We start from the raw sequence: 26,151 nt of genomic DNA on the forward strand, positions 1-26,151 counted from the left end.
GCGGATGTGAGTACGAGCAGCTCCTCCCACGGTGAGTCGCCCGGCGTGAACCAGCCGGCTGTCCTCAGCTGATCTGCCGGTTGGCGGCCCAGCGGGTCAGAGCATTGCGGTTGGACTGCTGTGTCTTGCGGAGCACGTTCGACGCATGTGTCTCCACGGTCTTGATCGAGATCACCAGGTCCTCGGCGATCTCCCGGTAGGTGTAGCCGCGCGCCAGCAACCGCAGGACCTCCATCTCGCGCGGCGTCAGCGAGTCGAGTTCGGGATCCAGGTGCGGTTCCGGGGCGGCGGAGCGTCCGGTGAACGAATCGAGAACGAACCCGGCCAGACGCGGGCTGAACACGGCGTCGCCCTCGGCGACTCGGCGCACCGCGTCGGCGAGGTCGGCCCCGGCGATGGTCTTGGTGACGTAACCGCGGGCACCGGCGCGGATCGTGGCGATCACGTCCTCGGCGGCGTCGGACACACTGAGCGCCAGGTACACCGGCTGGGTGTCGATGCGGGAGTCGGCGACCCCACGCACCACCGCGACCCCGCCGCCGTCGGGCATGTGCACGTCGAGGAGCACGACATCGGGTCCGGTGGCGACGATCCCGCGCACGGAGTCGGCGACGTTCCCGGCCTCGCCGACGATCTGCAGGCCGGACTCCGACGACAGCTCGGCCCGCACGCCGGACCGGAACACCGCGTGGTCGTCGACCAGGAAGACGCGACACACCGCGGCGTCGGTGGTGGTGGGCACGGTCATCGATTCCTCTTCTCGCGCTGCGGCGCCGGGGCGGAGACGTGTTCACGACGCGGCATCGACATCGCCACCTCGGTGCCGCGATCCGGCGCCGTCTTGATGACGACCGTCCCGTCGCTGCGTTCGAGTCGAGCACGGATCGACCTCGCCACGCCCTGCCGGTCCTCGGGTATCCGGTCAGGGTCGAACCCTCGTCCGCGGTCGCGGACGAAGACGTCGACCGCGTCCCCGGTCACCTCCGCGAACACGTCGACCTTGCGTTCGCCGGAGTGCTTGGCCGCGTTGATCAACGCCTCTCGGGTGGCACCGATCAGAGCCGCCCACCGTTTCGACTCGGCCACGTCGGGAGCGCCCGCGCCGCGCGGCCAGGCCAGATCACCGACCGTCACCACGTCGACCTCGATGCCGTAGGAGTCCTCGACGTCGCCCGCCACGATCTGAAGTGCAGCGGCCAACGAACTCCCCGACCGCTCCCGCTCGCCGAACAACCAGCGGCGCAGTTCCCGCTCCTGGCCGCGGGCCAGGCGGGCGACCTCGTCGGGGCGGTTGGCCTGTTTCTGGATGAGCGCCAAGGTCTGCAACACCGAATCGTGCAGGTGCGCGGCGATCTCGTCGCGTTCGGCGGTGCGGATGCGCGCGGCGCGTTCGGCGTTGACCGTGCGTAGCATGCGCATCCACAGGGGCACGGTCAGCAGCACCACGCCGAGAAGGGTCGCGCCGACGGCGAGCAGCGTCGCACTGAGACCACCGAAGGACCGGTTCGTGGCCAGCACGACCACGGCGAGACCGGCGATGACCAGCACGCCACCGCCGATGACCCGCGTCCACGTCAGAACCGCGCTGGGTGAATCCTGCTCGGGCGAAACGTGTTCGGGAGAATCGAACTCACGCCACACCAGGGTCGCACCGATCGCGACCACGACGAGCGGGACGAGGTATTCCGCCGGGGTCCCCGACGCGGCGAATCCGACGACGATCACCGCGACGATGCCCACCACCGCCAGTCCGTAGGACTGGGCTCGCTCCCCGCGTGCGGGCGGCGCCGTGTCCGTGCCGGGAGGGCAGAAGAACCAGAGGAGTCCGTAGGCGCAGACCCCGGCGCCGGCCAGCGCGCTGAGCACCACGAACACGATGCGTACACGGACCGGGTCGACGCCGAGATGGTCGGCCACGCCGCCCGCGACACCGCCGATGATGCGGCCGCCGTCGCGCCGCACGATGCGCTCGGGCAGCGGCGCCGAGCCACCCTCGGTTGAGCGTTGTCGTGTCGGTGCGTCCACACGTCGATACTGACACGGGAGCCCGCACCGGCACATCAGGGAGAGCCCTGAGTCCGACGACGCGGTCGGGGCCGATTTCAGGGTGAATCCTGATGGTGCCGAGGGCGGCGGGCCGGTGAAGATGATCGGTATGAACACGACAACCACCACGCCGAGTGCCGAATCGTTGCTGCGCATGTGGAACACGCGACCGGTCCGGCCGAACGCAGACGGCACCGTCGCCGGGGTGTGCGCCGGTATCGCGCGGCGCTACCGGGTGGATCCGACACTGGTGAAGATCGCGTTCGTCGTCGCCACCCTCTTCGGTGGCAGCGGCGTCATCCTCTACGTCCTGGCGTGGATCACATTGCCCGCGGGCGACGACCCGCCGTCGGAGTACATGAACCGCCGCCAGCGCAAGGCGGTGTACCGGCAGGCCCGCTCCGACTACCGGCGGGCGCGGCGGGAACACCGTGACGGTCGGCATCCCGGCCACGACGATGCCCGGCACCGTTCCCATCCACCGACGATCGTGCTGATCGTCATCGCGGTGATCGTGGTGACGTCGTTCACCCCGAACGTCGCGTGGAGCTCGGGTGGCCTGCTCGGCGCCGCGTTGATGCTGCTCGGCTGGTGGTTGCTCTACCAGCGCAGCCCGGACGCGGAGCCGGGTACCTCGGCCGACACGATCGGCACCGCGCCCATCGTCGCGACCGAGACGTTCACCCGGTGGATGCCCCGGGCGTGGGCCGACAACGTCACCGCCGCAACCACGTCCGGGGTACCGACATCCGGCGAGCCGGGCGTCGATGACGATCCGACCGTCCCGACACAGCGGGTCGATCTCGAGAAGCCGATCGAGGCCCCGTCCGGCCCGCCGACCCCACCGGCGTGGGATCCCCTCGGCGCGGCCCCGTTCGCCTGGGATCTGCCCGAGCCGTCGGTCGCGCCGCCGCCCACCCCGGTTCGTCGCCGCTCCGCGCTCACCCCGATCACTCTCGGTGTCGCCCTGCTCGTCGCAGCCGGTGCGAGCACCGCGGCCTTCGCCGGGGTCGACGCGCTGACCCCGGCTCGTATCGCCGCTCTGACCCTCGTCGTCGTCTGCATGGGCCTGCTCGTCGGGGCGGTCACCCGTCGCGGACCGGGTCTCGTCCCGGTTGCGGTGCTCCTGGCCGTCGTCGTGGTGTTCACCTCGGCCGCTTCGGGTCTGGGATCGCTACCGGGGGGCGGCGTCGGTGATCGTGACTGGCGCCCGGTCACCGCCGGCGACATCGAGCCGAACTACGAACTCACCGTCGGATCGGCGACCGTGGATCTGCGGTCGGTGACGTTGACCGGCAACCGGTCGGTCCGGCTGAGCGTCGGTCTCGGTGAGGCGATCGTGATCGCACCGGCCGGCATGAACCTGAAGGTGCGGTGCCGCACCACGATCGGCGACGAGACCTGCCGCAGCGGACTCGACGGCGGGTCGGACGGGACCGCGGGACCGGTGCTCGACATCGACGCGTCGAGCATCGTGGGACACGTGGAGGTCCGCCGTGGATGACCACCGCTTCTCCCCCACCCAGGCGGTGGTCGGTGTCGTCGGGCTCGCGGTCGCGGTCTGGGGACTCACCGGGGCGCCCGACATCGCCGACAGCGGCGCGGTCCGCTGGGGCGTGGTCGGCATAGCCGTACTGATCGGCGTGGTGCTGATCGTCGTCGGCGGTCTCAGCGGCCGGAACCGCTGAGCCACAACTCAGTCGGGGTGGCGGGTCACTCCCACTCGATGGTGCCCGGGGGCTTGCTCGTCACGTCGAGAACCACGCGGTTGACCTCGGCGACCTCGTTGGTGATGCGGGTGGAGATGATCTCCAACACCTCGTACGGCACGCGGGTCCAGTCGGCGGTCATGGCGTCCTCGCTCGACACCGGTCGCAGCACGATCGGGTGGCCGTAGGTCCGGCCGTCGCCCTGGACCCCGACACTGCGGACGTCGGCGAGCAACACGACCGGGCACTGCCAGATCGTGTTGTCGAGGCCCGCGCTGGTCAGCTCCTCGCGGGCGATCAGGTCGGCCGCGCGTAGGGTCTCGAGACGGTCCGCGGTGACCTCGCCCACGATGCGGATGGCGAGCCCGGGTCCGGGGAACGGCTGGCGACCGACGATGTCCTCGGGCAGACCGAGCTCGCGTCCCACTGCACGGACCTCGTCCTTGAACAGCAGCCGCAACGGCTCGACCAGCGAGAACTCCAGGTCCTCGGGTAGTCCGCCCACGTTGTGGTGGCTCTTGATGTTGGCCGTGCCGGTGCCGCCACCGGACTCGACGACGTCGGGGTACAGCGTCCCCTGGACCAGGAAGTCAATGGCTTGCGGCCCGCTCGCTTCGCTCCCGGCGCCGGTGGTGCCCTCGCTGCCGTCGAGCACGTCGGTGACCGCACCCTCGAACGACCGGATGAACTCACGGCCGATGATCTTGCGCTTGGTCTCGGGATCGCTGTGCCCGGCCAACTCCCGCAGGAAAGTCTCCTCGGCGTCGACGGTGACCAGTCGTGCCCCTGTGGCGGCGACGAAGTCGGTCTGGACCTGCTCGCGCTCGCCGGCCCGCAGCAGCCCGTGGTCGACAAACACACACGTCAGACGGTTGCCGATGGCCCGCTGGACGAGCGCGGCGGCCACCGCGGAATCGACACCGCCGGACAGCCCGCACAGGGCGCGGCCGTCGCCGACCTGCGCGCGAACCTGCTCGACGAGCGCGTCGGCGATGTTCGCGGCGGTCCAGTCGGCCTCGAGACCGGCGATCTCGTAGAGGAACTTGGTCAGGATGTGCTGACCATGAGGGGTGTGCATCACCTCGGGGTGGTACTGCACACCGGCCATCCGACGCTCGAGGTTCTCGAACGCGGCCACCGGCGCACCGGGCGTGGACGCGGTGACCGTGAAACCTGCGGGCGCTTCCTGCACGGCGTCGTTGTGGCTCATCCACACCGGTTGGGTCTCGGGCGTGCCGGCCATCAGTACCGACTCCCCGATCGACGACAGCGTCGTGCGACCGAACTCACGGCCACCGGTGTTGGCGACCACGCCGCCGAGCTCCTTGGCCATCGCCTGGTAGCCGTAGCAGATGCCGAACACCGGGATGTCGAGGTCGAGGACGGCGGGGTCCAGACCGGGGGCGTCGTCGGCGTAGACCGACGCCGGCCCTCCCGAGAGGACCAGGGCCACCGGGTTTTTCGCGGTTATCTCCTCGATGGTCGCGGTGTGCGCGATCACCTCGGAGTACACGCGGGCCTCGCGGACCCGGCGCGCGATCAACTGCGCGTACTGGGCGCCGAAATCGACGACGAGGACCGGGCGGGGTGCGGCCGATTCGACCGGATCAGGGGCTTCGCTCACCCGTGAGAGTCTACGGTGCGGCCGGTCAGGCGCTCACGCCGTCGCGTCGCACTCCCGCGACCGGGAACAGCGACGACCCGTCGACCTGTGCCCCGCTGCCGTTGGTGATGGCCACGATCGGCAGACGCAGGGCGCCGGGTGCCGATTCCGGGACGACCGGCGACTGCGGCGCGACCGCGGTGATGCGACGGTAGGCCTCGCCCTGCGTGGGTCGGGTGTCGACGCTGTTCTTGTTGGGCCAGAACGACATCGCCCGCTCGGCCTGCGCGCTGATCGACAGCGACGGGTTCACACCCAGGTTGGCGCTGATCGCGGACCCGTCGGTCACGTGCAGGGTCGGGTAGTTCCAGACGCGGTGGAACGGGTCGATCACGCCGGTCGACGGCTTGTCGGAGATCACACAACCGCCCAGGTAGTGCGCGGTCATCGGCATGTTGAACACGTCGCCCCAGGTGCCACCAGCCAGGCCACCGAGCTTGGCCGCCACACGCTGCGCTGCCTCGTTGCCCTTCGGGATCCAGGTGGGGTTGGGCTCGCCGTGGCCCTGTCGGCTGTTGACGAAGCGGAACGGTCCGAGCTTCTGCACGAACGTCGTCAGCGAGTTGTTCTTGTTCTGCATCACCAGCAGGATCACCGTGCGCTGCGACCAGTGCCGGACGTTGATCAGCGACAGCAGCGCGAACGGGTTCTTGCGCACCTCGTCGAGGAACTTGAGGAACCGGTTCCGGCCGGGCTCACCGTCGGTGAGCATCGTCTGCAGCAGGCCCATCGCGTTGGACCCCTTGCCGTAACGGCAGGGCTCGATGTGGGTGTCGGAGTCGGGGTGGATCGACGACGTGATCGCGACGCCCTCGGAGAAATCGTCGGTCGGATCGACCTTGGTGCGCATCGCGCCGAGGATCGCCTCGGAGTTGGTGCGGGTGAGTTCGCCGAGCGCGTCGGACAGCTCCGGCAGCGACCCGTCGTCCTTGGCCAGGTGCAGCAGCTTCTGGCTGTTGTAGGTGCCTGCCGCGACGATGACCTGGCCCGCGGTCAGGGTGCGGCGCCTGGCGCGCAGCTTCGTCCAGGTCCCGGTGCGCTCGGTGTCCACCGACCACGTCCCGTCGGCGTGCGGGTGCAGCCCGGTGACGGTCGTGCGATCGAGAATCTGCGCGCCGTTGCTCTCGGCGAGACCGAGGTAGTTCTTGAGCAGGGTGTTCTTCGCACCCACCCGGCACCCGGTCATGCACGATCCGCACTCGGTACAGGCGGTGCGCGTGGGACCGGCCCCACCGAAGTACGGGTCGGGAACCGTCGCACCCGGGGCGCCGTCGCCGCCGGTCTTGGCGCCGAAGAACACGCCCACCGTCGTGGGTACGAACGTCTCGGCGACCCCCATCTCCTGCGCCAGGTCCTTCATGACCCGGTCGGAGTTGGTGAACGTCGGGTTGGTGACCACGCCGAGCATGCGACGAGCCTGGTCGTAGTACGGAGTGAGTTCGTCATCCCAGTCGGTGATGTGACCCCACTGCGGATCGGTGAAGAACGGCCTCGACGGCTTGTAGAGCGTGTTCGCGTAGTTCAGCGAACCGCCACCGACACCCGCGCCGGCCAGGACCATGACGTCGCGCAGCATGTGGATGCGCTGGATGCCGAACAGGCCGAGCTTGGGTGCCCACACGAACTTGTTCAGACGCCAGCTGGTCTTCGCATGATCGGAGTCCTCGAAGCGACGTCCCGCCTCGATCACGCCGACGCGATACCCCTTCTCCACCAGACGCAGTGCACTGACACTGCCGCCGAAGCCCGAACCGATGATCAGGACGTCAAAATCAGTGGAGTCGTGCGCCATTGCAGAACCTCTCGCCGTACCGGGGGTTGTCTCACGTACCGCGGCTGTGTCACACGTCTCTGTGACCGCCGTCAACAGACAAAATGCTACCCGCCCGGTCCGCAATCCGGCGACACCTACGACGACACGGATCGGTCAGCTGCAGGCGGTGAGCCCGACCTTCTGGAATTCCTTGAGGTCGGAGTAGCCCGCCTTGGCCATCGACCGACGCAGACCACCGACGACGTTGAGCTGGCCGAACGGCTCCGACGACGGTCCGTGCAGCACCTCGGACAGCGGCGGACGGTCCTGCTCGCCGGCCACCTGCAGCAGCGCGCCCCGGGGCAGCGACGGGTGCGCTGCGGCCGCGGTCCAGAACCACCCGCGACCGGGGGCCTCGGCTGACGCGGCCAACGGGGTACCGAGCATCGCGGCGTCGGCACCGCAGGCGATCGCCTTCGCGAGGGTGCCCGACGAGTGGATGTCGCCGTCGGCGATGACATGGACGTACCGACCGCCGGTCTCGTCGAGGTACTCCCGACGGGCGGCGGCCGCGTCGGCGATGGCGGTCGCCATCGGGACGCCGATGCCGAGCACCTCGCCGGTCGTGGTCGACCCGGCGGCCGAGCCGTACCCGACCACGACACCCGCGGCGCCGGTCCGCATCAGGTGCAGGGCGGTGCGGTGGTCGTGCACGCCACCGGCGACGACCGGGATGTCGAGTTCGCTGATGAAGGTCTTGAGGTTGAGCGGTTCGCGATCGTCGTGCGAGACGTGCTCGGCGGAGATGATCGTGCCGTGCACGACGAGCAGATCGATACCTGCCTTGACCAGCGCGGGGGTCAGCTCCTGCGCGTTCTGCGGGCTGACCCGGACCGCGGTGGTGACGCCGGCGTCGCGCACGCGGGCGACGTTCTCGGCGAGCAGACCGGTGTCGAGGGGCGCGGCGTGCAGTTCCTGTAGCCGACGGATGGCCGCGGCCGGATCGACATCGTCGACCGCGATGGCGATCACCTCGGCGAGCTTGGCCTCCACGTCGCGGTGGCGGGCCCACAGTCCCTCACCGTTGAGCACACCGAGCGCGCCGAGTCGGCCGAGTTCGATCGCCGACTCCGGCGAGACGAGCGCATCGGTGGGATGCGACAGGATCGGGGTGTCGAACCGGTAGGCATCGAGCTGCCATGCCGTCGACACCTCGCTCGACGACCGGGTACGACGCGACGGGACGATGTTGATGTCGTCGAGTTCGAAGGTCTGCCGGGCGGTTCTGCCCATGCCGATGTCCACAAGATCCCGCACCGATGCGCCCTTCTGTCAACCATGGCTCAACCGACCGGGACCCGGTCGGGGCTTACGTCTACGACGATCGCTGCGCGATCACCGGGAATAGTAGTTGGGCGCCTCGACGGTCATGGTGATGTCGTGCGGGTGGCTCTCCTTGAGGCCCGCCGACGTGATCTGCACGAACCGCGCCTGCTGGAGATCCTCGATGGTCGCGGCACCGGTGTAGCCCATCGCGGCCCGCAATCCGCCGCGCAGCTGATGGATCACCTGGGTCAGGGGACCACGGAACGGCACGCGTCCCTCGATGCCCTCGGGGACCAACTTCTCCTCCGAGAGCACGTCGTCCTGGAAGTAGCGGTCCTTGGAGAACGACTTGCGGTCGCCACGACCCTGCATCGCGCCCAGCGACCCCATCCCGCGGTAGCTCTTGAACTGCTTGCCGTTCACCAGGATCAGCTCACCCGGAGCCTCGGCGGTACCCGCCAGCAACGACCCCAACATCACGGTCGACGCACCGGCGGCCAGCGCCTTGGCGATGTCGCCGGAGAACTGCAGCCCACCGTCGGCGATGACCGGGACGCCCGCGCGCTTGCACACCGCGACCGCCTCCATCACCGCGGTGATCTGCGGTGCGCCGACGCCCGCCACGACACGGGTGGTGCAGATCGATCCCGGCCCGACACCGACCTTGACCGCGTCGGCCCCGGCGTCGACCAGGGCCTGGGCCGCCTCGCGGGTCGCGACGTTGCCGCCGACGATCTGCACGCGGTCACCGATCTCGGCCTTGAGCTTCGCGACCATGTCGAGCACGAGGCGATTGTGGGCGTGCGCGGTGTCGACGATGATCACGTCCGCGCCCGCGTCGGCGAGCGCCATCGCACGGGTCCACTGGCTGTCGCCGGTACCGATGGCCGCACCGACCAGCAGACGTCCGTCGGAGTCTTTGGTGGCGTCGGGGTGCTGCTCGGTCTTGACGAAGTCCTTCACCGTGATCAGACCGGTGAGCTTGCCGTTGCCGTCGACGATCGGCAGCTTCTCGAGCTTGTTGCGTCGCAGCAGTCCGAGAGCGGCCTCTGCCGACACGCCCTCCTGGGCGGTGATCAGCGGCGCCTTGGTCATGACCTCCGACACCGGACGGTTCTGGTCGACCTCGAAACGCATGTCCCGGTTGGTGATGATGCCCAGCAGGTTGTCGTCGGAGTCGGTGACGGGCAGCCCGGAGATACGGAAGCGCGCACACATCGCGTCGACCTCGGCGAGGGTGTTGGTCGGGCTGCAGGTCACCGGATCGGTGACCATCCCGGCCTCGGAGCGCTTGACGGTCTCGACCTGCCCGGCCTGCTCGTCGATGGACAGGTTGCGGTGTAGAACGCCCATGCCGCCGGCGCGGGCCATCGAGATGGCCATCCGCGACTCGGTGACGGTGTCCATGGCGGAGCTGACCAGCGGCACCTTGAGCCGGATCTCACGGGTCACCTGCGAGGAGGTGTCGACCTCGCTCGGGATCACGTCCGACGCCGCCGGGAGGAGAAGGACGTCGTCGAAGGTGAGGCCGAGCATGGCGACCTTGTTCGGGTCGTCGCCGCCGGTCCGTACCGCGGGGACGACCGGAGCCGTCTCGGATGAGCCGTTGCGGTCTGTGGGGTGAGTCATCGCCAGTGCGCCTCTCTGGTGAAGTGCCGAGTGAAGGAACGAGTGCACTCGGGCGAAGTACTTCGGTCCATCGTATAAGCCGATCCCCCATGCACGAATTCCGCTCGGCGCGCGCGCGAGAGTGGCGCGGCGTGACAGTCGCTGACTACGGTGGTCGTGTGCGTGACCACCTGCCGCCGGGACTGCCCCCGGACCCCTTCGCCGACGATCCCGGCGGCGATCCGTCGGCCGCTCTGGATTCGGTCGAGCCGGCCCAGCCGCTCGACGCCGACGAGCGCCTGGCGGTCGAGGAGGATCTCGCGGACCTCGCCGTGTACGAGGCGTTGTTGGCCCGTCGCGGTGTACGCGGACTCGTCGTGGTCTGCGAGGACTGCCAGCAGGATCACTATCACGACTGGGACATGCTGCGCGCCAACCTGCTGCAGCTCCTGGTCGAGGGCACGGTGCGTCCGCACGAGCCCGCCGTGGACCCGTCGCCGGACGCCTACGTCACGTGGGACTACTGCCGGGGATACGCCGACGCGATGATGCACACCTCCGACGACGACTGATCGTCGCCATCGACTCGACACACCGACTCACACACGACAACGGCCGACGGGATCACCGTCGGCCGTTGTCGTGTCCGGAGAGAATCAGCCCGCGGGCGTCGTGGTGGTCGTCGTCGTCGGCGAGCCGCTCGGCTCCTCGTCGGCCGGGGTCGATGCGGGGACCTGCGGCGTGGTGGTCACCGGCGTCGACGGTTTCGTCGTCGGCTTCGTCGGCCTGGTGGGCACGATCGCGCGGGCCCGCATCTGCTTCTGCTTGTCGAGGACGCTCGACGGGATCGACGGGATGACCTGGTCGGTCGGGACCTGGATCTCGATCGGCGGCAGACCGGGGATCGACGGCAGCGACGTGAGTGAGGTCAGCGGGTTGTCGGCGATCGGACCGACCTGGGTGGCCAGTCGCTGTGCCCAGTCCTGCATCCGCTGGCGGGCGTCGTCCCCGCTCATGCCGCTCACTTCTTGCTGAGCGCTGACCAGGTACTGCGCGGCCTCGCGCTTGTCGCCGGACGACAGTGCCTGTTCGGCCTTCTCCAGGTTCGACTGTGCGTTCGCCGAGGCGACGGTCTGACTCGCCGCACTGCCGAACATCGCCTCCTTGACCTTCCACAGCGGATCTCCGGGGGTGGAGTTCTGGGCGAGGACGGTGACGGCCCCGAAGGCGACGACGGCGACCGCCGCCGCGCCACTCACCATCCGGAGTCGCTTGAGCGCGGTGTGTCGGGATCCGGCACGCTTGGTCCGGGCGATCTCGGCCTCGACCTCGTCGAGGGTGGGACCTGCCGGCATGGGACGGGCGTCGATCTCGTGGCGCCACTCGGCCAACAGCGACGCCAACTGGTAGTCGGCGGCACCGTCGAGCCCGTTGCCCGGGACCTGGTTGCGGGACAGGGCGTCCAACAGCCGGTCGTCGGCGCGTAGCGATGCCAGATCGATCGGGGTGGCGTCGTCGGGGTCCTGGGGTGAGGACACGGGATAGTCACGGTCGTTCATCTGCCCTCACCTGCTCTCATCATCTCGCTCTTCAACTTGTTCAGTGCTCTGTGCTGTGCGACGCGCACCGCTCCCGCGGTGCTGCCGATCGCGTCGGCCGTCTCCTCCGCCGACATCCCCATCACCAATCGCATGACCAGGACCTCGCGCTGCTTCTCCGGGAGCCGGTCGAGCAGCTCACTCATGCGCCGACTCGCGTCGGCGTTGAGCGCCATCTGTTCGGGCCCGTCGTCGACATCCATCGCCTCCGGGATGGTCTCGACGGGATCGGCCTTGACCCGGGCGGCCCCACGATGTGCGTCGGCGACCTTGTGGGCGGCGATGCCGTACACAAAGGCCATGAACGGCCGCCCCTGGTCTGAATACCTGGGCAGCGCGGTCATCACGGCCATACAGACCTCCTGCGCCACATCGTCGGCGGACAGCGAATGCCGTTCACCAGCCCCCACCCTCGCCCTGCAATACCGCACGACAAGGGGCCGAACACTCTCGAGAACATCAGAGAGAGCTGACCGACTGCCCCGCCCTGCGGCGGCGACAGCGCGATCTAACTCGTCACCTGTGAGGATCATCGTCGAGTGGGGTCCCTGCGTTACATGTGGCCGAACGAACGGGTCTGCGGTACGACCAGGTCGGAGTCCGTGGTCATGGCTGTGGTCGTGGAAGTCCGCTCGTCAGCTTAGCGAGCGGAGCCGGGGAAAATCGTGACCACGGGTACAGATGGGTCACGAGATGACCCCGCGCACGCTCACACGGGCGTGAATCCGCCCCCGCGGGCGTTCAGTTCCCGGCGCAGACGTGCCTCGGAGTCGATCAGGTCCTCATCTCCCTGTGCGGTGGTCCCGATCCCGACGAGCAGACTCGTCGCCGCCCACTCGAGAGGCAGCTGACCGTGCGTCCGTGCCGCGTCGGCACATTCGATGGCCACCTGCGCCGCCTCGGCCGTCGCACCGGTCGCGGCCGACGCCGCGGCGGCGATCAGGTCGGTCTTGATCCGATGTCGCACCGATGGGCACGCGTCGAGCAGCTCGACGCGTTCGAGCATCGCCGTGCGTGCCCGGTGTGCCTCACCCCGGTACAGGGCCGACTCGGTCCGCACCCACAGATGTCGTAGCCGCAGTCGGCCGGTCCAGATCCAGGGCTCGCCGTCGTCCATGCCGGCCAGGACGATCTCACAGCGGGCCAGCAGCCGGTCCGCCAGATCGAATCGGGCCGACCCGAGGCTGTCCGCGGCCAACCCGATCAACGCGTCGAGGACCGCCGCCCGGGCCACCGCGTCGGTTGCCTCACCGGTCGCCCACCACAGCGCCTCGCCGTCGTGTCGGCGTGCCCTCGCATGCCGACCGGCCTGCCGCAGGTGTGAGGCCCGGGTGGAGTACGCCAGCGAACGGACGGCCGGGTCCGCCGTCGACCTGTCCGCGCGGTCGAGTTCCGCCGATGCCGCGGCGTAGTGACCGCGGGCTCCCGCGGCAACCGCTCGCATCCACGAATCGATCGCCGTCTCGCCGCCCCGGGATCGCATCGGGGTGATCGCGGAACCCGGTCGGGATCCGAATGCGATGGCCTGCAGATCGTCATTCATGGGTATATCGTGCTGCGCTCGGCGATGTAGCGAGAAATTAACCTTGTGTTGACGCGGCACAATGGCCACTTTATGTCACCGGCATGTCACTCGAATGTGTACTCCATGTGACCCGATCCCACGCAAACGGGCAATTGTCCACCGATTCCCGGTGCACCGACCGCCGCGGCCTCGAACCCGAATTATTGTGCCTGACGAGCATTTTGATCGTCGACGACGATGCAGACCGTGGTCCGTTTGTGGGAGTCACCGCATGACAGAACTTGGCAACCCACCGTTAACATCGGGGCGATCTCGAGCCTTTTTGCGCAGGCCGGATGGCTTGTTGACTCGTTTTCACGGGTTTGCTTACCTAGATCGAGTCGGACGGGAACAACGTTGTACTCGGCCACGGAGAACTGCTTCACCCAACCAGTTCACGCCGATCTCGGCAGTTCAAGGAGCCAGCAGATGCCTCAGCCAAACAGCCTTCCCGGACCCAACGCGGATATCTGGGACTGGCAGATGAAGGGACTCTGCCGGGGCGTCGACTCGTCGATGTTCTTCCACCCGGACGGTGAGCGCGGTCGCGCCCGGGCCCATCGTGAGCGCCGCGCCAAGGAGCTGTGCCACCAGTGCCCCGTCATCGCACAGTGCCGTGAGCACGCCCTCGCCGTCGCCGAGCCGTACGGCATCTGGGGAGGACTCTCGGAGTCCGAGCGCGGGATCCTGATGAAGCGCGGCGTCGGTCGCCGCATGGCCGGCTGACCGACCCACACACACGACGCCGCGAGGGGCATCCGGGATCCGGGTGCCCCTCGAGGCGTGTTCGGCAGTGGTGTGAGCGCGTCACCGACGCCCGTAGGCCTCGATGATCGGTTCGAGTTCGCCCGGAGTGGCCCCGTGCAGTATCACCGCGTCGCACCCCAGGTCGAACTGATGTCGGATGGCGGCGACGCATCGATCGGGCGTGCCGGTGGCCGCGGCGGCCAACCACTCCTGCGGGATCAGCGTCGCCGCGTGCTCGAGTTGATCCGGCGTGCCGACGATGTCGAGGCCCGCCACGCTGCTGATCACCGGATCGGTCAGGAAACGCTGCAGGACGGCGGGATCCCATCGGTTGGTCTCGACCATGAGGGCGCCGTATCCCTGCAGATAGGTCCCCAGGCGCCCGACGGTCTTGCGCATCCGGTCCGCCTCGGGCACGTGGTCGCCGACGGTGGCCAGACACGCCCACACCCGCACGCGGTCCGGATCCCTCCCGGCGCGCTCGGCCGCCGTCTTCACGGTCTCGACGCACCGTCGGGTGGTCTCGTCGGTGAAGTAGGTGTGCAGGATGACGTCGTCGAACAGGCGGCCGCCCAGTTCGAGCGTGCGGGGTCCGAACGCGACCAACGCCATCGGCAGGTACTCGTCGAGCGACCCGTCGAGGTGCAGCACCGGGAACTTCCCGGCCGGTCCGTCGTGGCCGATGATCGTCTCCCCCCGGAACAACGCCCGCATGATGCCCACGAAGTCCTCGATGGCCGCGGTCGTGATCGGCGGGATCCCGTAGGCGTCCTGCAGCATTCGGATCCCCCGGCCCAGTCCGAGGGTGAAGCGGCCGCCGGTGAGGTCCCGCGCCGTCCGCGTCATGCCCGCGGTCACCATCGGGTGTCGGGTGTTGTGGTTCGTCGCGGCCGTGCAGATGCCGATGTCGTCGCTCGCCGCACCTGCGGCGCCGGTCAGGACGGCGGCCTCCTTCTTGTTGTAGCGCTCGGAGATGAACGCCGTTCCCAGGCCGAGTCGTTGGGCGCCGCGGACCTCCTCGACGATGTCGCGGACGCCGCCGGGCTGCCCCGCCAACAGGTACGCCCCGAGTTCGGGGTGGCGTGGGGTCACGACCGGTCGCCGACGAGATCGAGGGTTCCCAGGTCGCGTATCGCCTCGCAGCCCCGCTCGATCATCGCGATGAACATGTCGTCACCGCGGTCGGATCCGGCGGCGAAGGCGAACCCCAGCGTGGTGATGAGCGGGATCGACAACATCCCGGATCGGTAGTCCCGCCAACACGTCTGGGCGTCGTATCCGGCGACACCGTGCTCCGACAACGCCTGGTGGTAGGCCGCGACGAGGTCACGTTCGTGTTCGGCGCGGGTGTGGGGGTCGAGGCTGGTGGCGACGAAGTAGGCGAGATCACGCGCAGGCAGCCCCACGCTCAAGGTCTGCCAGTCGACCACGGTGACCTCGTCGGTCTCGGGGTGGAACAACAGGTTGTCCAGTCGGAAGTCGCCGTGCAGCAACGAGAAACGTTCGGTGTCCGAACGCAGCCACGGCGTGATGGCCTCGGCGCAGTCGGTGAGGGTGGCGCGGTCGGTGGCACTGAGCGAGTGCCCGAGTCGGTCGATCGTGGTGGTGGTGGCGATGCGCGCGAGGTCGCCGAACCCGCCGGCGCCGGCCGCGTCCGGGACCGGCATGACGACACCGTCGAGGGTCAGCCACGTCGGGTCGCACCACCGCGGACCGTGCAGCCCGGCCAACGCCCGGACCGCCGCGCGGGCCTGCGCCGGTGTGCATCCGGCGATCTGGTCGCCCTGTACAGCCGGCGCGAGATCGGCCAACACCAGCACGAAGTCGGCGGCGTCGTCGCTGATGTCGATGTGCAGACAGTCCGGGATCGGGACGGCGACGGTGTCGGCGACGCGGGAGTAGAAGACGTGCTCGGAGCGATATCCCAGCGCCACCCGCTCGCGCACGCCCGCGTCCTGCGACGGCAACTTCACCACGAGCGTGGCCGGTGCCGACTCGGTCGGGTCGGCGTAGGTGACACTCAGCCGGTAGGTCGCCCCCGTCTGGCCGGTTCCCACCGGCTCGACCGTCACCGTGTCGACGGACACCGGGTGGTCGTCGGTGCCGAGGACCGACTCGAGCCACCGGCCGGTCAACTCCTGCGGGCTCGAGGGGATCGCTGATGCTGTCGGCGACATCTGTTCACCTTTCGTCGTCGATGGGTGCGATGAGCGCGAGGCACCGGGAGACCAACTCCGACAGCCGAACCCGACCTGGCGGGGCCGTCAGCCATCGGTGGAAGGCGAACTCGCCTGCGGCGAGGAACACCTCGACCATCAGTCCCGGCCGGACGCTGTCCTGTGGTGAGACACCGAGGCGTACCGCGACCAGGTCGACGAGGGCCGTACGGTCCGACGAACCGATGAGCGAGACACGTTCGAGCAGGTGCGGTGCGCTGAGCACGGCGGTCCGCCAGTGGTCGACGTCGATGTCGTCGAAACCCGACATGCGTTCGGTGATCGCGGTGGTCAGGGCGTCGTGGGCCTCGACGTGCTCCGGCTGCGCCCGCAGCGCACGCACGATCGCCGCCCCACCGGCTCGGACGGTGTCGAGCAGCAACCCCTCCTTGGTGGGGACGTAGCGGAAGTACGTGCTCATCGACACCCCGGCGGCCGCGGCGATCTCCTCGGTGCTGACCGAGTCGTAGCCGCGTTCGGCGATCAGGGCCAGGGCTGCGCGCTGGATGTCCTCGCGCACACGCGCGCGCTGTCGCTCACGCAGTGTGCCCGCGCGCGGTTCCGGCATACCGGATGTCTAGCCCTCGTGGGAGTCACTGTCAACAGGCGATCCCATCCCAGAAACAGCATCGCAGACGACGAACGAGGGGCATCCGGGATTCCGGATGCCCCTCGTGTCGGGAGATCTGTTGCGCCGCGACCTCGGTCAGTGGCTGTGGCCGTGGTGGCCGTGTCCCTCGTGGTCGTCCTCGGAGTCGGCGGGCTTGTCGACGATGGCGCTCTCGGTGGTGAGCACCATGCGGGCGACCGACGCGGCGTTCACGACGGCCGAGCGGGTGACTTTCACCGGGTCGACGATGCCCTCGGCGAGCAGATCGCCGTAGGTCAGGGTCGCGGCGTTGAAGCCGTGTCCCCTCTCCGCGGCGGCAACGGTCGCGGTGACCACCGACCCGTCGGCTCCGGCGTTGGTGGCGATCCAGTGCAGCGGCGCCTTGACCGCGGTGCGGACCACGGCGACACCGAGTGCCTCGTCACCGCTCAGGGTCGCCGCCAGATCGTCGAGCGCTGCCGACGCCTGCACGATGGCCGAGCCGCCGCCGGGGATGATGCCCTCCTCGACCGCTGCCTTGGCCGCGGCGACCGCGTCCTCGACGCGGTGCTTGCGCTCCTTGAGCGCGGTCTCGGTCGCCGCACCGACGCGGATGACCGCGACGCCGCCGGACAGCTTGGCCAGCCGCTCGGACAGCTTCTCGCGATCCCAGTCGGAGTCGCTGGCCTCGATCTCGCGGCGCAGCTGATCGGTACGCGCGGAGATGGCCTCGGCGGTGCCTGCACCGTCGACGATGGTGGTGGCGTCCTTGGTGACGACGACACGACGCACCGAACCGAGCGAGTCGAGACCGGCCTCGGCCAGGCTGAGACCGATGTCGGTGTTGATCACGGTGGCGCCGGTGACGACGGCGAGGTCGTCGAGGAACGCCTTGCGACGGTCACCGAAGAACGGCGCCTTGACCGCGACCGCGCGGATGGTCTTGCGGATCGAGTTGACCACCAGGGTCGAGAGCGGCTCGCCCTCGATGTCCTCGGCGATGATCAGCAGCGGCTTGCCCGCCTCGGCGACCTTCTCCAGCAGCGGCAGGAAGTCGGGCAGCGAGCTGATCTTCTCGCGGTAGAGCAGGACGCTGGCGTCCTCGAGGACGGCCTCCTGGCTGTCGACGTCGGTGACGAAGTACGGCGAGAGGAAGCCCTTGTCGAACTGGACGCCCTCGGTGATCTCGAGGTCGGTGCTCAGACCCGAGCTCTCCTCGACGGTGACGACACCGTCGACCCCGACCTGCGACATGGCCTTGCCGACCATCTCGCCGATCTCCTCGTCACGCGACGAGACGGATGCGACCTGGGCGATCGCCTTCTCCCCCTCGACCGGGGTGGCGGCGGCGAGCAGGGCCTGCGAGATCGCGTCGGCGGCCTGCGAGATGCCCGAGCCGAGTGCGATGGGGTTGGCGCCGGCCGCGACGTTGCGCAGACCGTTCTTGATGATCGCCTGCGCGAGAACGGTCGCGGTGGTCGTGCCGTCACCGGCGACGTCGTTGGTCTTGGTGGCGACGGACTTGACCAGCTGCGCGCCGAGGTCCTCGAACGGGTCCTCCAGGTCGATCTCGCGAGCGATGGTCACGCCGTCGTTGGTCACGGTCGGTCCGCCGAACGCCTTGGCGAGGACCACGTGCCGGCCGCGGGGGCCGAGGGTCACCTTGACGGTGTCGGCGAGCTTGTCGACGCCGCGTTCCAGGGAGCGCCGGGCCTGGTCGCTGAATTCGAGTTTCTTGGACATGTGGTGCCTAGCTCCTTCAGGAGTCAATGCAGTGCTGTGGGGTCGTACTGGTGGAACGAAACCGCCCCGGCCACCCCCAGCAGGGAGTGTCCGGGGCGGGTCGTCCTCGACAGGCGGTACAGCCTGCGGATGAGGACTACTTCGAGATGACTGCCAGCACGTCGCGCGCGGACAGGATCAGGTACTCCTCGCCGGAGTACTTGATCTCGGTTCCGCCGTACTTGCTGTAGATGACGGTGTCGCCTTCTTTGACGTCGACCGGGACCCGGTTGCCCTGCTCGGTGACACGTCCCTCGCCCACGGCGATGACGGTGCCCTCCTGGGGCTTCTCCTTCGCCGTGTCAGGGATGACCAGGCCGGAGGCGGTCGTCGTCTCAGCCTCATTGGCCTGGACGAGGATCTTGTCCTCGAGCGGCTTGATGTTCACGCTCGCCACGATGTGAGCCCTCCACTTTCGGGGTTCTGGGCCGGACGGTGCGTCCGACCTCTTTGGAGAAAGATTTCGATGCTTATGGCGCCTAGCTCGGTTGCGTCGTCGCGGGAGCCGTAACCGCACTCGGTGCCACCTGGCACTCTATACATGCGAGTGCCAGCACTCAAGTACCTGTGAGTGCCAGAACCTCGGGACGCCGACGTCGCGCGATCACGAGCAGGCTCCCGGCCACACCGAGCATCGAGAGCACGGAGATGACCGTGATCGCGGTCGGCATCCCGCCGATCATCTGCCCGGGCACCTGCGTCCCACCCGAACTGGCCGTGATCGCGGTGACCACGGCGATCATGATCGCCCCGCCGATCTGGATGCTGGTGTTGACCAGACCGGAGGCCAGGCCCTGTTCGGCGTCGGAGACACCGGCGGTGGCCTGCGAGTTGACCGCCGGGAAGCAGAGCGCGAAGCCCAGGCCCAGCAGCAGGATCGTCGGCAGCAGGAAGTTCGCGTACCCCATGCCCGGCTGCGCACGCAGGAACAGCAGGTAACCGCCGACGAAGGCGGTCAGCCCGATCGCGATCAGGATCGGGGTGCCGACGCGGTCGAGCACGCGGTCCATGCCGAACGCACTCGCGACGACCAGCAGGCCGGCGGGGAGGAACCCGAGGGACATCGCGATCGGCGACCAGCCGAGCGAGTCCTGCAGATAGAGCGTCACCAGGAACTGGAACGAGACGTAGCTGCCGAACATGACCGCGGCGGAGACGTTCGCGTGGACCAGGGTGAGTGAACGCAGGATCCCGAGGCGCAGCAGAGGGTTGCGATGCCGGGCCTCGATGGTGAGGAAGGCGATCAACAGCGCAGCCGACGCCACGAACAATCCGATGGTCGACGGGGCGGCCCAGCCGACGTCGGGTGCGCGCACGACGGCGTAGACCACGATCAGCAGGGCCCCGGTGCTGGTGAGGGCGCCGCCGACGTCGAGGTGCCCCCAGTTGACCGCGGGACGTGCGACCGACGGGATGACCTTGATGCCCGCGAGGAGCAGCAAGACCGCGACCGGACCCGGGAACAGCAAGGTGGCCTGCCACCCGACCTCGGTGAGCAGTCCGCCGAAGACGAGGCCCAGCGAGAAGCCACTCGCGCCGCACACCGTGTAGATGCTGAGCGCCTTGTTGCGCGCGGGTCCCTCGGCGAACGTCGTGGTGATGATGGACAGGCCGGCCGGGACGGTGAACGCCGCGGCGACACCCTTGATGAACCGCAGCGCGACGATCGCCGAGTCGACCTCGACCAACGCGCTGACCACCGAGGCGACACCGAACACCGCGAGCGCGGCCAGGAACACCGTCCGCCTCCCGAAGAGATCACTGGCGCGCCCGCCCAGCAGCAGGAAGCCGCCGTATCCGAGCACGTAACCGCTCACGATCCATTGCAGTTGCGACTGATCCATCCCGAGGTCGGCGCCCATGGACGGCAGGGCGACTCCCACCATCGAGACGTCGAGCCCGTCGAGGAACAGCGCCCCCGCCAGCACCACGAGGAGGATCCATGTCGCCGTGGACCACCCCCGCGCGGTCGTGACGACCGCGGACCTCGCACCACCCCCATCCGCCGACGATGCGGTGCGCACGTCGGTCTCGTTTCCTGATGAATCACTGAGTTCCAGAGTCATGCGGAGGACTATATGCACATGCATTCAATGTGTCTACAAATAATGTCAGTGCAATAAATGACTAGACATGTGATAGTCTTCGGCCATGTCCATCGGTGAGCATGCGTCGGCGCAACCCGCCCCGGCCACCGGTCCGTGCGACGAGGACGCCCTCGCCGCCGCGTGGCATCAGCTCACCGTCCGCTATCACCGTCTGCACTGCGAGATCGACCGCGCACTCGAGGCCAGTCATCAGATCAGTGGGAGCGAGTTCGAGGTCCTCGAACTGCTGGCGTCAGCGCCGGACCACAAGCTGCGGATGAGCGAGCTGGCCGCACAGGTACACCTGAGTCAGAGCGCTCTGTCCCGTCTGGTCGCGGGGCTCGACAAGTGCGGGCTCGCCCGACGATCGATGTGCGAGAACGATCGTCGGTCGGTGTTCGCCGAACTGACCGACGATGGCTGCGCCCGGTACGAGTCCGCGCGTCCCACTCAGAGGGCCATCCTGCGGAGTCAGGCCGTCGACACCGACGGGTCGTCACTCTGCGGAGCAGACGATTTCGCCGACGTCGCACGCGCGGTCCGCACCGAGTCCTGACCCCCGGCGGAACGAAGCCCCGGCACGCGAGGTCGGGGACGTCCGACGACGTCAGTAGGCGCTGATCTGCACCGACATCCCGGGGTCGGTGGCCACGGTCAGCGCCGACGGCGGCGCTCCCCCGGCGATGACGTGGGCTCCCAGCGTCGCGATCATCACGCCGTTGTCGGTGCACAGGCGCGGCTTCGGGATCCGCAGCGTCACACCGGCGTCCGCGCACCGCGCCTCGGTGAGCGACCGGATCCGCGAGTTCGCCGTCGCACCGCCGCCCAGCACGAGGGTGTCCACGCCCGTGTCCTCGCACGCGCGCATCGCCTTGCGTGTCAACACGTCGGCCACCGCCTCCTGGAACGACGCCGCGACGTCGGCGACCGGCACGGGGTCACCTGCTCGCTCGCACTTCTCGACGAAGCGCGCGACGGCGGTCTTCACGCCGCTGAAAGAGAAGTCGTACCGTGCGTCGCGAGGTCCTGTCATGCCACGAGGGAACGCGATGGCGGTCGGATCCCCCTGCGCGGCAATCGCATCGAGAGCCGGGCCGCCGGGGTAGCCGAGTCCCAGGAGTCGAGCGACCTTGTCGAAGGCCTCCCCCGCCGCGTCGTCGACCGTCGTCCCCAGCTCGACGATGGGCGAACCCAGATCGTCCACCCGCAACAGGTGGGTGTGCCCGCCGGAGACGAGCAGCGCGATGCATGCGGGCATCGGCCCGTGTTCGAGGGTGTCGACCGCGACGTGTCCGCCCAGATGGTTGACCGCGTACAACGGGACATCCCACGCCGCGGCATACGCTTTCGCCGCCGCGACACCGACCAGCAGCGCCCCGGCCAGGCCGGGCCCGATCGTCACGGCGATGGCGTCGGGTCGGTCGACCCCGGCCGCCGCCCTCGCCCGCTGCATCGTCGGGACCATTGCCTCGAGGTGGGCACGCGACGCCACCTCCGGCACCACGCCGCCGTAGCGCGCGTGCTCGTCGACGCTGGATGCGACCTCGTCGGCCAGCAGGGTGGTCGTCGCGTCGTCATTCCATTCGACGATCCCGACACCGGTCTCGTCGCAGGAACTCTCGATCCCCATGACGATCATCTCGATGCCCCGCCGCGCCGCCGCCGCATCGTATACGCGTCGGCGCCGCTGGGCTGGTAGTAGCCCTTGCGCAGGCCGACCCGGACGAAGCCGTTGTGTTCGTAGAGCTCGATGGCGCGGTCGTTGTCGGTGCGGACCTCAAGGAACACCTCGGCGTCGACCTCGTCGGCGACCACGAGCATCTCGGCCATCAGAGCTCGTCCGTACCCGCCACCACGATGGTCGGGATCGACGGCGATGGTGTGGATCTCGCACTCCATGTCCCCGGATCGCCCCAGGACCGAGATGCCCGCGTATCCGATGAGCACGTCGTCGTCGTCGCGAACCGCGAAATACCGGTTATGGGGTGAGGCGATCTCGGCGGTGAACGCCTCGACCGGCCACGGCGAGTCACCGGCGAAGATGGCGGCCTCGAGTCGGGCGCAGCGGGGTGCGTCGGTCGCGAGCAGTGGTCCGATCATCGTTTCCGGTCCTTCAACTCGACGGCATCGGGGCGGCGGAGATAGAGCGGGACAACAGGTTCGGGTGCAGCACCGGATTCCAGCGCACGACGTGCCGTCGCCACGAGTCCCGCGGTCGTCGGTGCGGCGTAACCGTCGACGGCGTGACCACCGAACAGCCGGGTGTGCTCCGGCGATCCCAGGATCGCGTCCACGTCCTGCTCACCACGCAGGCGATCGATCAGGTCGGCGGGGGTGTCGACCGCAGGTCCGGCCACCCGTCCATCAGGGCCGTAGAGCGCCCAGTAGACCTCACGACGCCGGGCATCGGTGACGACGAGAACCCGCCCCGCGTGGGCGTCGGACCGGATCGCGTCGAGCGAGCACACGCCGTGCAGCGGGATCGCGAGCGCATCGGCGAACGCGGCGGCGGTCGCCATGCCGACGCGGAGCCCGGTGAACGGTCCGGGGCCGGCGCCGACGACGACCGCGTCCAGATCGGATCGGGCCACACCGGCCTCGGCCAGGCACTCGAGGATCAGGGTCGTCAGGATCTCGGCGTGCCCGCGTGGGGTGTCCACCCTGCGCTCGGCGCGCACGTCGACCGCGCGGCCCGGGGTCAGCTCGGCGACCCCGGTGGTCACCGTGGGTGTGGAGGTGTCGACGGCCAGAACGAGCACGGTGAGCCAGCCTATTCCGAACCGTCGGCAGACCGAACCCAGCCCCAGGTGGCGGTGCGGACGTCGGAGTCCGGTTCGCGTCGCAACCGCACCAGCAGATGACGGTCGGCGAGGCGCTCGGCCACCCCCGCGCCCCATTCCACGACGACGACGTTCTCGGTGATGTCGGTGTCGAGGTCGAGCCCGTCGAGATCGGCGAGGACGTCGCCGCCGGTCGAGCCGAGGCGGTAGGCGTCGACGTGCACCAACCCCACTCCGCCCGGACGCCCGGGGGCGTGCGCGCGGGCGATGATGAACGTCGGCGACGTCACGCGTCCGGTGACCCCGAGTCCGGCGCCGATCCCTCGGGCCAGAGCGGTCTTGCCTGCGCCCAATGGCCCATCGGTGATGACCAGGTCACCGGCGCGCAGGTCGGCGGCGAGTTCGGCGCCGAAGGCCTCGGTGTCCTCGACGGTCGTCAGGGTGCGTCGGTGCGGGAGTTGCGTGGGGTGGGGTTCCGGGCTCACCGGACGCTCCGCTGAACCAACCGCTCGATGGCCTCGGTGATCACCTCGGGTCGTTCCAGCAGCACGAGGTGACCGCAGTCCGGCACGCCCACGAGTTCGCAGTCCTTCAGCGCGCCGTGCAGCTCGACCGAGTTGGGCAGCGGGGTGACCTTGTCCTCGTAACCGCACGCGACGAGGGTCGGGATCCGCGACAGGACGGCGAGCGCGGCACTCTCGTCGTGACTCTCCAACGATCGGAGGAAGTCGACGACGGTGTCGATGGGGGTGTTCTGGATCATCGCCGCGACGAACTGGCTCAACGCCGGCGAATGAAAGGTCGAGCCGAAGCTCGCCGCGGTGAGCACCGGCAGCATGACCGCACGGGTGACGCCGCGACCGGCGCGGACCGCCCGCGGAACCCGGCGAACCGACAGTCGGAACGCGTCGACCAGCGGATTCTGCAATCCCTGGCCCAGGCCCGCCTCGGTGATCCCGCGTGCCGCCGTGGCGATGAGTCCCACGCCGATGATCCTGTCGCCGAACAGCTCCGGTGCGCGGGTCGCTAGACCCATGATGGCCATCGCCCCCATGGAGTGGCCGACGAGCACGACCGGGCCCTCGGGGACGACCGATCGGATCACGGCGTCGATGTCGGCTCCGAGCTGGGTGATGGTCGCGGTGTGCGCGGGCGCCGCCCCCGACCGGCCGTGTCCGCGGTGATCCATGAACACCAGACGGACGTTGTCGCCCCACACCGCGGCCAGCTGTTGACGCTGGAAATGCCAGCTCGACATCCGCAGGCTGAAACCGTGCGAGAACAGCACGGTCACCGCGGCGTCGGCCGGACCGACCTCGCGGATGGCCAGCGGGACACCGTCGTCGGCGGTCGCGAAGCTGGCACGATCGGCGTAGATCGCACGGAAGTCCTCGATGGAATTCGGGTCGACGCGGGCATCGGCCCGGCGGGTGACGTTGCGGGCCACGCCGCCGATCGCAACCGCGCCGAGCGCAGCGAATCCCGCTGCGCCCGCCAGGATCCCGAGGCGTTGCGGTCGGTCGGGGCTCACGTGGACACCTCCGTGTCGCCGGGCACCGACGAGGTCACGTAGCGCCGCTGCGCCCGACCACGGATGCCGGAGACGATCTCGTAGTCGATCGTCCCGATGGTCGCCGCCCACTCCTTGGCGGTGGTGCCCCCGTCGGCGCCGGAACCGAAGAGCACGGCCCGATCCCCCTCCGCCACATCGCTGTCGGTACCGAGATCGACGACCATCTGATCCATGCAGACCCGTCCGACGCCGGGATAGGAGCGTCCGTTGATCTGTACCCGCAGCCGGTTGGACAGCAGTCGAGGTACCCCGTCGGCGTATCCGGCGGGCAGCAACGCGAGCGTCGTGTCGTGCGGCGCGGTCCAGGTGTGTCCGTAGGACACCCCCTGACCGGCCGCGACCTTCTTCACCATCGACACCTCCGCCGAGAGGGTCATCGCCGGGATGAGTCCGTACCCGTCCGGCAGTGGCGAGGTGCCGTAGACGGCGATCCCCGCCCGTACGAGATCCCGGGACAGATCCGGCCGGGCCAGCGCCGCGGCGGAATTGGAGATGTGCACGACCTGCGGCGCGACACCGAGGTGGTCGAGTTCCCGGACGCACTCGTCGAGGCGACCGGCCTGCACATCGTTGAGCGGGTGCTCCGGTTCGTCACCGCGGGCGAGGTGACACATCGCCGCCCGCAGCACGATCGACTCGTCGGCCACGGCCTTGGCCAGGGCGTCGCGCAGCTCGGGCCACTCCTGCGGGCCGACGCCGTTGCGGGCCAGGCCGGTGTCGATCTTGACGCTGACCACAGCGGTCCGGCCCTCGTGCGTCGCGGCGGCCACGACCCGGTCGAGTTGCCCGGTCGACGACACCGCCAGTTCGACCCCCGCGTCGACCGCCGGTCGGAAATCCGTGGTCGGGGTGTGCAGCCAGGCGACGATCGGTGCGGTGACGCCGTCCGCACGTATTGCGAGTGCCTCGGCGACGGTCGCCACGCCGAGGTCGGTCGCACCGGCGGCCAGCGCCGCGCGCGCCACCGGCGTCGCGCCGTGCCCGTAACCGTCCGCCTTCACCACGGCCATGACCGCCGACCCCGATCGCTGCGCCACCACCGCGACGTTGTGGGCAATCGCGGCGAGGTCGATGGTCGCCTCGAGCGCGGGACGTTCCGCCATGTCCTCG

26 protein-coding genes are annotated in these 26,151 nt (G+C 69.1%); 5 read left to right on the plus strand and 21 right to left on the minus strand.

What is annotated here, in order from left to right:
- Positions 1–64: 64 nt before the first annotated feature.
- Together IEV93_RS14855 and IEV93_RS14860 are read right to left on the minus strand one after the other, a co-directional pair.
- Complete coding sequence (locus IEV93_RS14855) at positions 65–748, minus strand: response regulator (protein WP_188490770.1); 684 nt, start codon at positions 746–748, stop codon at positions 65–67.
- The gene (locus IEV93_RS14860; protein ID WP_229705207.1) at positions 745–2,025 is read right to left on the minus strand and encodes an ATP-binding protein; all 1,281 of its coding nucleotides are present in this window, start codon (positions 2,023–2,025) and stop codon (positions 745–747) included. Before IEV93_RS14860 ends, IEV93_RS14855 begins: the two co-directional genes overlap by 4 nt.
- Positions 2,026–2,155: 130 nt before the next feature.
- Here IEV93_RS14860 and IEV93_RS14865 point away from each other — a divergent pair, with 130 nt between their 5' ends.
- Together IEV93_RS14865 and IEV93_RS14870 are read left to right on the plus strand one after the other, a co-directional pair.
- Entirely contained in the window at positions 2,156–3,550 is a 1,395-nt protein-coding gene (locus IEV93_RS14865; protein WP_188490771.1) for a PspC domain-containing protein, read from the plus strand.
- Positions 3,543–3,734 (plus strand): hypothetical protein, encoded by a 192-nt coding sequence (locus tag IEV93_RS14870; RefSeq protein ID WP_188490772.1) that lies wholly within the window; start codon positions 3,543–3,545, stop codon positions 3,732–3,734. Before IEV93_RS14865 ends, IEV93_RS14870 begins: the two co-directional genes overlap by 8 nt.
- A gap of 25 nt (positions 3,735–3,759) precedes the next feature.
- Here IEV93_RS14870 and guaA read toward each other — a convergent pair whose 3' ends face one another.
- From guaA to guaB, 4 genes are all read right to left on the minus strand, one after another.
- On the minus strand, positions 3,760–5,379 hold the full coding sequence (gene guaA, locus IEV93_RS14875; RefSeq protein ID WP_188490773.1) for a glutamine-hydrolyzing GMP synthase: 1,620 nt from the start codon (positions 5,377–5,379) through the stop codon (positions 3,760–3,762).
- A 25-nt stretch (positions 5,380–5,404) separates the two neighbouring features.
- Entirely contained in the window at positions 5,405–7,210 is a 1,806-nt protein-coding gene (locus IEV93_RS14880) for a GMC family oxidoreductase (RefSeq protein WP_188490774.1), read from the minus strand.
- Between the two features lie 135 nt (positions 7,211–7,345).
- Positions 7,346–8,488 (minus strand): GuaB3 family IMP dehydrogenase-related protein, encoded by a 1,143-nt coding sequence (locus IEV93_RS14885; protein WP_188490775.1) that lies wholly within the window; start codon positions 8,486–8,488, stop codon positions 7,346–7,348.
- A 78-nt stretch (positions 8,489–8,566) separates the two neighbouring features.
- Complete coding sequence (guaB, locus tag IEV93_RS14890) at positions 8,567–10,126, minus strand: IMP dehydrogenase (RefSeq protein ID WP_188490776.1); 1,560 nt, start codon at positions 10,124–10,126, stop codon at positions 8,567–8,569.
- Positions 10,127–10,284: 158 nt separating this feature from the next.
- On the opposite strand from guaB, the gene IEV93_RS14895 reads away from it, so the two are divergent.
- Positions 10,285–10,677, plus strand: coding sequence for a DUF5319 domain-containing protein (locus IEV93_RS14895; protein WP_188491596.1), 393 nt, complete (start codon positions 10,285–10,287; stop codon positions 10,675–10,677).
- Between the two features lie 84 nt (positions 10,678–10,761).
- Here the strand turns inward: IEV93_RS14895 and IEV93_RS14900 are convergent, their stop codons facing one another.
- From IEV93_RS14900 to IEV93_RS14910, 3 genes are all read right to left on the minus strand, one after another.
- The gene (locus tag IEV93_RS14900) at positions 10,762–11,664 is read right to left on the minus strand and encodes an anti-sigma-D factor RsdA (protein WP_188490777.1); all 903 of its coding nucleotides are present in this window, start codon (positions 11,662–11,664) and stop codon (positions 10,762–10,764) included.
- Positions 11,661–12,236: a sigma-70 family RNA polymerase sigma factor gene (locus tag IEV93_RS14905; RefSeq protein WP_188490778.1), complete on the minus strand. Its 576-nt coding sequence runs from the start codon at positions 12,234–12,236 to the stop codon at positions 11,661–11,663. The genes IEV93_RS14900 and IEV93_RS14905 overlap by 4 nt, the downstream gene beginning before the upstream one ends.
- Positions 12,237–12,412: 176 nt before the next feature.
- Positions 12,413–13,246 carry a hypothetical protein gene (locus IEV93_RS14910; RefSeq protein WP_188490779.1) on the minus strand — a complete coding sequence of 278 codons (834 nt, stop codon included), beginning with the start codon at positions 13,244–13,246 and terminating at the stop codon, positions 12,413–12,415.
- A 450-nt stretch (positions 13,247–13,696) separates the two neighbouring features.
- Between IEV93_RS14910 and IEV93_RS14915 the strand changes: the two genes are divergently transcribed.
- Entirely contained in the window at positions 13,697–13,993 is a 297-nt protein-coding gene (locus tag IEV93_RS14915; RefSeq protein ID WP_188490780.1) for a WhiB family transcriptional regulator, read from the plus strand.
- A gap of 81 nt (positions 13,994–14,074) precedes the next feature.
- Here the strand turns inward: IEV93_RS14915 and IEV93_RS14920 are convergent, their stop codons facing one another.
- The 6 genes from IEV93_RS14920 to IEV93_RS14945 form a co-directional block, all read right to left on the minus strand.
- On the minus strand, positions 14,075–15,106 hold the full coding sequence (locus IEV93_RS14920; protein ID WP_188490781.1) for a TIGR03857 family LLM class F420-dependent oxidoreductase: 1,032 nt from the start codon (positions 15,104–15,106) through the stop codon (positions 14,075–14,077).
- Positions 15,103–16,191 carry a phosphotransferase family protein gene (locus tag IEV93_RS14925; protein WP_188490782.1) on the minus strand — a complete coding sequence of 363 codons (1,089 nt, stop codon included), beginning with the start codon at positions 16,189–16,191 and terminating at the stop codon, positions 15,103–15,105. The genes IEV93_RS14920 and IEV93_RS14925 overlap by 4 nt, the downstream gene beginning before the upstream one ends.
- A 4-nt stretch (positions 16,192–16,195) precedes the next feature.
- Entirely contained in the window at positions 16,196–16,798 is a 603-nt protein-coding gene (locus tag IEV93_RS14930; protein WP_188490783.1) for a TetR/AcrR family transcriptional regulator, read from the minus strand.
- 138 nt (positions 16,799–16,936) lie between these two features.
- A complete protein-coding gene (gene groL, locus IEV93_RS14935; protein ID WP_188490784.1) occupies positions 16,937–18,562 on the minus strand; it encodes a chaperonin GroEL in 1,626 nt (541 codons plus the stop codon).
- 136 nt (positions 18,563–18,698) lie between these two features.
- Complete coding sequence (groES, locus tag IEV93_RS14940) at positions 18,699–18,998, minus strand: co-chaperone GroES (RefSeq protein WP_045822080.1); 300 nt, start codon at positions 18,996–18,998, stop codon at positions 18,699–18,701.
- A gap of 160 nt (positions 18,999–19,158) precedes the next feature.
- Positions 19,159–20,667 carry an MFS transporter gene (locus IEV93_RS14945; protein WP_188490785.1) on the minus strand — a complete coding sequence of 503 codons (1,509 nt, stop codon included), beginning with the start codon at positions 20,665–20,667 and terminating at the stop codon, positions 19,159–19,161.
- A gap of 85 nt (positions 20,668–20,752) precedes the next feature.
- Between IEV93_RS14945 and IEV93_RS14950 the strand changes: the two genes are divergently transcribed.
- Complete coding sequence (locus tag IEV93_RS14950; protein WP_188490786.1) at positions 20,753–21,244, plus strand: MarR family winged helix-turn-helix transcriptional regulator; 492 nt, start codon at positions 20,753–20,755, stop codon at positions 21,242–21,244.
- Positions 21,245–21,295: 51 nt separating this feature from the next.
- Here the strand turns inward: IEV93_RS14950 and tsaD are convergent, their stop codons facing one another.
- Genes tsaD through alr form a run of 6 tightly spaced genes read right to left on the minus strand, consistent with a single transcriptional unit; the run spans position 21,296 to position 26,144 of the window.
- The gene (gene tsaD / locus IEV93_RS14955) at positions 21,296–22,327 is read right to left on the minus strand and encodes a tRNA (adenosine(37)-N6)-threonylcarbamoyltransferase complex transferase subunit TsaD (protein ID WP_188490787.1); all 1,032 of its coding nucleotides are present in this window, start codon (positions 22,325–22,327) and stop codon (positions 21,296–21,298) included.
- Entirely contained in the window at positions 22,324–22,788 is a 465-nt protein-coding gene (gene rimI, locus IEV93_RS14960; protein ID WP_188490788.1) for a ribosomal protein S18-alanine N-acetyltransferase, read from the minus strand. The genes tsaD and rimI overlap by 4 nt, the downstream gene beginning before the upstream one ends.
- Entirely contained in the window at positions 22,785–23,447 is a 663-nt protein-coding gene (tsaB, locus tag IEV93_RS14965) for a tRNA (adenosine(37)-N6)-threonylcarbamoyltransferase complex dimerization subunit type 1 TsaB (RefSeq protein ID WP_188490789.1), read from the minus strand. Before tsaB ends, rimI begins: the two co-directional genes overlap by 4 nt.
- An 11-nt stretch (positions 23,448–23,458) precedes the next feature.
- Complete coding sequence (gene tsaE, locus IEV93_RS14970) at positions 23,459–23,953, minus strand: tRNA (adenosine(37)-N6)-threonylcarbamoyltransferase complex ATPase subunit type 1 TsaE (protein WP_188490790.1); 495 nt, start codon at positions 23,951–23,953, stop codon at positions 23,459–23,461.
- On the minus strand, positions 23,950–24,999 hold the full coding sequence (locus tag IEV93_RS14975) for an alpha/beta fold hydrolase (RefSeq protein WP_188490791.1): 1,050 nt from the start codon (positions 24,997–24,999) through the stop codon (positions 23,950–23,952). Before IEV93_RS14975 ends, tsaE begins: the two co-directional genes overlap by 4 nt.
- Complete coding sequence (gene alr / locus IEV93_RS14980; RefSeq protein WP_188490792.1) at positions 24,996–26,144, minus strand: alanine racemase; 1,149 nt, start codon at positions 26,142–26,144, stop codon at positions 24,996–24,998. The genes IEV93_RS14975 and alr overlap by 4 nt, the downstream gene beginning before the upstream one ends.
- Between the last annotated feature and the right edge of the window lie 7 nt (positions 26,145–26,151).

It is taken from the genome of Williamsia phyllosphaerae (genome assembly GCF_014635305.1).
GTDB lineage: Bacteria > Actinomycetota > Actinomycetes > Mycobacteriales > Mycobacteriaceae > Williamsia_A > Williamsia_A phyllosphaerae.

Bases quoted from the DNA above. Each gene is read 5' to 3' on its own strand.
- IEV93_RS14855 (WP_188490770.1), bottom strand. From the start codon at position 748: ATGACCGTGCCCACCACCACCGACGCCGCGGTGTGTCGCGTCTTCCTG.
- rimI (WP_188490788.1), bottom strand. From the start codon at position 22,788: ATGATCGGACCACTGCTCGCGACCGACGCACCCCGCTGCGCCCGACTC.
- IEV93_RS14945 (WP_188490785.1), bottom strand. From the start codon at position 20,667: ATGACTCTGGAACTCAGTGATTCATCAGGAAACGAGACCGACGTGCGC.
- IEV93_RS14925 (WP_188490782.1), bottom strand. From the start codon at position 16,191: ATGTCGCCGACAGCATCAGCGATCCCCTCGAGCCCGCAGGAGTTGACC.
- IEV93_RS14905 (WP_188490778.1), bottom strand. From the start codon at position 12,236: ATGATCCTCACAGGTGACGAGTTAGATCGCGCTGTCGCCGCCGCAGGG.
- IEV93_RS14915 (WP_188490780.1), top strand. From the start codon at position 13,697: ATGCCTCAGCCAAACAGCCTTCCCGGACCCAACGCGGATATCTGGGAC.
- guaB (WP_188490776.1), bottom strand. From the start codon at position 10,126: ATGACTCACCCCACAGACCGCAACGGCTCATCCGAGACGGCTCCGGTC.
- alr (WP_188490792.1), bottom strand. From the start codon at position 26,144: ATGGCGGAACGTCCCGCGCTCGAGGCGACCATCGACCTCGCCGCGATT.
- tsaD (WP_188490787.1), bottom strand. From the start codon at position 22,327: ATGATCGTCATGGGGATCGAGAGTTCCTGCGACGAGACCGGTGTCGGG.
- IEV93_RS14865 (WP_188490771.1), top strand. From the start codon at position 2,156: ATGAACACGACAACCACCACGCCGAGTGCCGAATCGTTGCTGCGCATG.
- groL (WP_188490784.1), bottom strand. From the start codon at position 18,562: ATGTCCAAGAAACTCGAATTCAGCGACCAGGCCCGGCGCTCCCTGGAA.
- IEV93_RS14900 (WP_188490777.1), bottom strand. From the start codon at position 11,664: ATGAACGACCGTGACTATCCCGTGTCCTCACCCCAGGACCCCGACGAC.
- IEV93_RS14950 (WP_188490786.1), top strand. From the start codon at position 20,753: ATGTCCATCGGTGAGCATGCGTCGGCGCAACCCGCCCCGGCCACCGGT.
- IEV93_RS14880 (WP_188490774.1), bottom strand. From the start codon at position 7,210: ATGGCGCACGACTCCACTGATTTTGACGTCCTGATCATCGGTTCGGGC.
- IEV93_RS14930 (WP_188490783.1), bottom strand. From the start codon at position 16,798: ATGCCGGAACCGCGCGCGGGCACACTGCGTGAGCGACAGCGCGCGCGT.
- IEV93_RS14910 (WP_188490779.1), bottom strand. From the start codon at position 13,246: ATGAATGACGATCTGCAGGCCATCGCATTCGGATCCCGACCGGGTTCC.